Source organism: Desulfosporosinus sp. BICA1-9 (genome assembly GCF_000802135.1).
Genome location: NZ_JUEE01000061.1, coordinates 1 through 5,533 on the forward strand (window position 1 = coordinate 1; position 5,533 = coordinate 5,533).

The window sequence follows — 5,533 nt, forward strand, 5'->3', positions numbered from 1 at the left end:
GTCATAGCTGCGACAGCTTCCCCAGTTACCTGAATCCGAAGCGACCACTGACTAATAATCTGAGGTTTTTTCGGGTTCTTGCCCGGGTTGCCGCGCGGGCGTTTCTCTTGTGTGGTTTCGACGAACGACACATCATAGAGGTAGAGGCTTTTCTTGTGTGACTTGCAGAATCGCTTCCATTCTTCTTGAGCATCCGCCTCGCAGACAAACACCTTCTTATTAGTGTCTGCGATGTCTTGATCGAGTGCTTGCCGCACCTTTTCCTTCTTCGATTGGAACCGGGCTTCACCTGCACTGCTGCAAACCACTATCAGTTGAACATCTCGGTTATCAACCGGTTTAGTATACGCTTTCCCTTTATAAGAGCACGCTTTTTTTCCACTACCAAACGTCCCGAGTTCCGCCCACGCCTCTCCATCTGCATAGGCTTCTTCGATTATCTTTTCTTCCAGTTTGCCACCGAAATTGGCTGGGCAACGGGAGACAAACCGGATGGGGTGCTTAGGGTTCATCAGGGTTCTAAACAGATTTATGGTCATCAGTTTCGAATCAGCCACATAAATGCCTTCGGATAATTTATCGGCGTACAAGTCTCCGACCAGTTCCAACGCTTTCTGGTTCCACTCCACATCTGAAGTATTTCCATCCATGCTCAGACTGGCCAGCGGCATGCCGTGTTCATTCACGATCTTCCCGACGACCACTTGCTTACACTCTGGTTTATGATCCTTATTGTACCCCCGGACGATTTGTAGTACTTCCTCGGCTTCTTCTTCACTAACCTCCGAGTCTAGATCATACTCCCCATAAAAAGACAGGGTAGTTGTATCGGAATGCAGCCGTTTAAAGGCAATATTGTAAATGGCGTAGGTACTCAGGCATATCGTGCTGAATAAACGATCCGGATTACCCTCAGCTATTTTGTCGAGAGTTCGACCGATGGCATAGTCATTCAAATCCTTAGGGGTGATACCTTCTCCAAAGAAAAACTCTGTATCAATCCCACGGAACCGGTCTTTGATAAGACTCAAAGGTGCGCGTATATCAAAAAAGGTAGCCAGAATGACTGCTTTCGCCAAGTGACCCGGTGTGACTTTGCACTGTTCATCATCCCACTCCACAGATTCATTGATGAAATCCACGAAGCCTATCGTCTCTAATATCTTGTTGGCCAGTGCTAAGATTAGCGGAATAGTGTGCCTTTGTTCCTCTACTCCATGAACATATTTCCTTTTGACAGGCTTTCGACTGCGTTTTGGTCTTGCTTTTTGTTTTTTAGATTTTTTTGCCATGATGAGACACCTCCCACCCAAAGGTAGACTTTTAATCTCATCATAATTGACGGAAGGTTGTTTGTTCAGTACTAAAAATCCAAATTTACCACTCATTGAGTAAGAGCCCATATGTTGGCTCTTGATTTACAAACGATAAATACCGTTTGTTGCGGCAGGCGCTCATAAAAAGTTTGGTTTTTAGTCTTAATTGCATAGATTGATAAACCGTGTTCATTGACCTTGTTTCATGTTTTACATAAGGTGCGCCAGAAAATATCAGTGAGTTATTGGGTGGGTGCCGAATATGGGTTAGATACAATTCTTAGATTATTTTATATTTGAAGATTTAAAGGAGGTACTTCATAAATTGGGACATCATAAAAATCCAGTTTTGAAAATCAGTCAACCAAACACGGGAGGAACTGTATGGACAAGACAAAGTCGTTTGAAATCTCCAAAAATGTGGTCTGGGAAGCATACCAACGGGTCAAAGCGAAGCAAGGAGCAGCTGGTGTTGATCACCAGTCCATCGAAGAATTCGAGAAGAATCTTAAGGATAACTTGTACAAGATATGGAATAGGATGTCCTCTGGTAGTTACTTTCCACCTCCGGTGAAAGCGGTAGAAATACCGAAGAAAAACGGAGGACAAAGAATACTTGGAGTTCCGATGGAAAGTTCATAATGCACCCTCCTCAATAACGTTTTGGAAAGAGACCAAACGACTAGGCTAGTCCCTGGCTTTTGAGGCTCTTGCCTTAATGATCTTAGTTGAAGCATCCGTATATTTACTTAGCTCTTTCTCGGTAGTTTCGTCGATTATTATCCTGTATGGCCGTCCTGGTCCTAATCGTTTACCCTGAATTTTGCCGGTTTCAAGCCAGTAGTATACAACTCCAGGGCTCACGTTGAATTTGAAAGCCACATCTTTAACGGTAAGTTCATTACTATGTTTAACAAATCCAGGAATCTTGTAACGGTACCTTAACCAGGCAATAGAACTTTCAGTAAATGTGCGTCCTTCCGGAGTACGGTATCCGTTCTTGTTGAAATGGTCCGCAATTTCGGCACTCGACATCGTCCTAGACAGTTCTTTAACATGTTCAACTGTGTCGGGAACGTGCTTGCGGGTGATTGAAGGAGGCAACGCTTTCTTTGTGTGAATTAGTTCGCTGTGTCGGCTGCGCCAACGTATGCCTAAATGTACATCTGGGTCAAGAGGTTGGCAAGTGACTGTAACATCTTCAATTAAGAGGCGGACGAGCCGTTTTCTATCCTTCATAGTGGTCGTCGGAGCGTTCCAAATGCGAGGAATATCCTCGGCTAAGCGCAGGATCATGTGACGATCTTCATCCGTTGGAGACCAGGCTCGCCTTGCTTTATATTGTTCGTATTCCTCCTTTAACTGGCCCAAAGCCAGTAGTTTTTCATTCCATTTAGCTTCTAATGTACGGACAACTAGACGGTTTTCCGGCTCAGATAAAGCATATTGGCGGTAAGCTCGCTCTACTTCAAATTGGGATTGTTCCAAAGCCAGTTGCCAACTTTTATTGGCAGTACGATCTTCGCCAATGAGCTTATCTAGAGAAAGAAGTGCCAGTTCTAGTTCAGCAGGTTGAAGAATCTCCATGATTCTTTTGGCAACAGCCTGATCAAGGGGTTCAGCTCTAATCGATGAACAGGTGCAAGCTTTACCGAGTTCCCAACGCTGTTTACATTCGTAACGAGGTTGAATGCCACCGTTGCCGGTATAGCGAACTGACATGTGCCTACCGCATTTACCGCAAATCAGTAGACCTTGCAATAGGGCGCTACCTTCCCGAGCCGCGCCACTTACCTCAATATTAGTGCGGTTTTGTTGGAGTTGCTGTAAATTCTCCTCATATTGGGTCCAAGAAATATAACCAGGATGGTGATCGTGAATGAGCACTTCCCATTGGTCCCTTGGCAGACGCACCATATGGGTTTTAAAGGCACCTTGGTTGTCAAGTCTTTTGCGGTATTTATAGCGGCCAAAACAATAAGCCCCTGTATAAGCGGGGTTAGACAAAACACCAAGAACTCGTGAGTGAGTCAACGTGCCCCAGATCAGTTTGCCAGCCCAAACACCGCCATAGGCCCGTTTGGGAAACTGCAAACCGTTCGTAGCGAAGAATTTAACCACACCATAGGCACTACCAGAAGCTTGGAACGATGTAAAAACATGCCGAACAGCAGTTTGAACGGCCTCATCAGGGTCAAAAGACGTACTGCCGTCGGAATCGAAGCAATAGCCAACTGGCAAAGGAAAACGAAGCTCCCCCTTATGGGCTTTATTCTTCTTACCGCCAATTAGACGGGCGCGCAAAAAGTGTAGTTCAGCTTCACTCATGGTTCCCTTAAAACCTAGGATGAGGCGGTCATTAAACTCATTCAAGTCATAGAAGCCATCTTCGTCGATAACGATGGTATCGTAAAGCGCACAAATCTCGAGCAGTTGAAGTAAATCTGCAGAGGAACGGGCTAAGCGGGAGACCTCCAAGCCAAAGATGGCTCCCACCTGTCCCAAAGAAACCTGACCGACTAAACGTTGAAACCCTTGGCGGTTGGACTTGTGGGTACCGGAAATGCCTAAGTCCTCGTCGATGACTTGAACTAGATTCTCGCTCCAGCCCAGATTCAAAGCTTTCTCCCGTAGCGCATACTGGCGCTCGGTACTCTCCTTGTGAAACCGGACTTGGGCAAGCGTCGACTGACGGATGTAAACAATGGCTGTCCGGTTCAGATGAATCGATTTCACGATCGACACTGATGACATTGTCTAGATCTCCCTCCTCATGCATTGCCACCAGAAAGGAGCGAAGAATTGATGAAAAAACGCAAACCATTTCTTCGACACGATCACCTACTAAGCTAGCCAGAACGGACTCTTGAGCCGACCAAGATGAAGAGATGGCGGCTTGAGACATATTATTCACTCCTCCCTATGTAGCATAGCTAGTCCTGAACACGTCGTTGTAAAAGTTCCAGATTAATTTCTGCAAGTTCCACTAAGATGTCTTGGGTACAGTGAAAATTATCCAGGCGTTGTTGGACCCAGGGTTCCCAACTCATTGGAACATAGACCAGTCTGGTTTTACCTTCGTGCAAATTGGATAAATAGAGACTGGGATGGCCCTGACCAGATGCACAGCGGCAGTTAGACTTACCACACTTGACGTAACGAGTGATTAAAGAACCACGAATGACTTGATCAAGGAGTGGTAAGGAATCCGCTAATTCTTGTCGCCGTGCAACAAGTTGGCCGGTAGAAATAGATTTCAAAGTATTCTTAACAGTATTCATGCTAATAAGATTTTACCCCCTTCTCCTAAATATGTCAATAGATCTATTATTTCGACGGAGAGAGAGTTTTATCTTTTAGTTTAGAACTTAATTTGAGTAAATCTCTAAGGACAAAAGCATCCAAAGGAAAGTTCATATCCGAAGTGTTTGCGGAAAGGGGGTCATGATCAGTCCAAGATTCAGGCACGCTAAGAGATCCGCTTTCTGTCGCGACCGAATATAAGCGGATCCCGTTAACCTTACGGACTTGTAGAATCTTAAAAGTTTGTCCCTTCAATGGATGAAAAGGATGAGAAATAGTTAGGCATCCCAAATCCTTTTTGTGACTATGTGCAGTCTGCTGTGACCGTCCCCTCTATTGGCGATCGTGTAGCGCAGCAGTCAGCGCGCAATGTACTGGAACCCATATTTGAGCCAAAGTTCTTGGACTGCAGTTTTGGGTTCAGACCGGGACGTAGCGCCCACATGGCTATTGATCGAATTAAACTCTTTCTAGAAGCGGGATACGTTTGGGTAGTGGATGCCGACATTAAAAGCTACTTCGAAAACATAAGCCAGGAAAAGCTTATTGATGAAATTGCCAAGGAAGTCAGTGACGGTAGCATGCTAAAATTAATCCGAAGCTTTCTACAGAGTGGAGTCATGGTCAATGGCACATATGAGTTAACAGACAAGGGAACCCCGCAGGGGGGGCATTAGTCCGTTGCTTGCGAACGTCTACCTGCATCCATTCGACGAAGAAATGACGGCGAGGGGTTACAGGCTCGTGAGGTATGCAGACGACTGGTTGATCTTATGCAAAAGTGAAAAGTCAGCGCAACGAGCATTAAAGGGAGCAAAAGAGATACTAGAAGGTCAACTCGGGCTTACTCTGCATCCGGATAAAACGAAGATCGTTGATGCCCGACAAGGCTTTGATTTCCTTGGGTACAACTT

6 protein-coding genes and 1 pseudogene are annotated in these 5,533 nt (G+C 45.4%); 3 read left to right on the forward strand and 4 right to left on the reverse strand.

Annotation, left to right across the window (positions count from 1 at the left end):
• Window positions 1–1,292, reverse strand: a 1,292-nt coding sequence (locus tag JL57_RS07865) for an IS1634 family transposase (RefSeq protein WP_034141510.1), incomplete at its 3' end; no start/stop codon positions are given.
• Between the two features lie 408 nt (window positions 1,293–1,700).
• Between JL57_RS07865 and JL57_RS07870 the strand changes: the two are divergent.
• Window positions 1,701–1,943 (forward strand): annotated as a pseudogene (locus JL57_RS07870) (group II intron reverse transcriptase/maturase); the annotation flags it as partial.
• Between the two features lie 60 nt (window positions 1,944–2,003).
• Here the strand turns inward: JL57_RS07870 and JL57_RS07875 are convergent.
• The 3 genes from JL57_RS07875 to JL57_RS36300 form a co-directional block, all read right to left on the reverse strand.
• On the reverse strand, window positions 2,004–4,070 hold the full coding sequence (locus JL57_RS07875) for a recombinase family protein (RefSeq protein ID WP_034141512.1): 2,067 nt from the start codon (window positions 4,068–4,070) through the stop codon (window positions 2,004–2,006).
• A gap of 179 nt (window positions 4,071–4,249) precedes the next feature.
• Window positions 4,250–4,597, reverse strand: a complete 348-nt coding sequence (locus JL57_RS07880) for a DUF6788 family protein (RefSeq protein WP_291299831.1) — start codon at window positions 4,595–4,597, stop codon at window positions 4,250–4,252.
• 46 nt (window positions 4,598–4,643) lie between these two features.
• On the reverse strand, window positions 4,644–4,910 hold the full coding sequence (locus JL57_RS36300) for a DUF5372 family protein (protein ID WP_366556995.1): 267 nt from the start codon (window positions 4,908–4,910) through the stop codon (window positions 4,644–4,646).
• Window positions 4,911–4,939: 29 nt separating this feature from the next.
• Between JL57_RS36300 and JL57_RS33840 the strand changes: the two genes are divergently transcribed.
• Both JL57_RS33840 and JL57_RS33845 read left to right on the forward strand, forming a co-directional pair.
• On the forward strand, window positions 4,940–5,296 hold the full coding sequence (locus tag JL57_RS33840; RefSeq protein ID WP_291299832.1) for a reverse transcriptase domain-containing protein: 357 nt from the start codon (window positions 4,940–4,942) through the stop codon (window positions 5,294–5,296).
• Between the two features lie 4 nt (window positions 5,297–5,300).
• On the forward strand, window positions 5,301–5,533 hold a 233-nt coding region (locus tag JL57_RS33845), incomplete at its 3' end, for a reverse transcriptase domain-containing protein (RefSeq protein ID WP_291299833.1).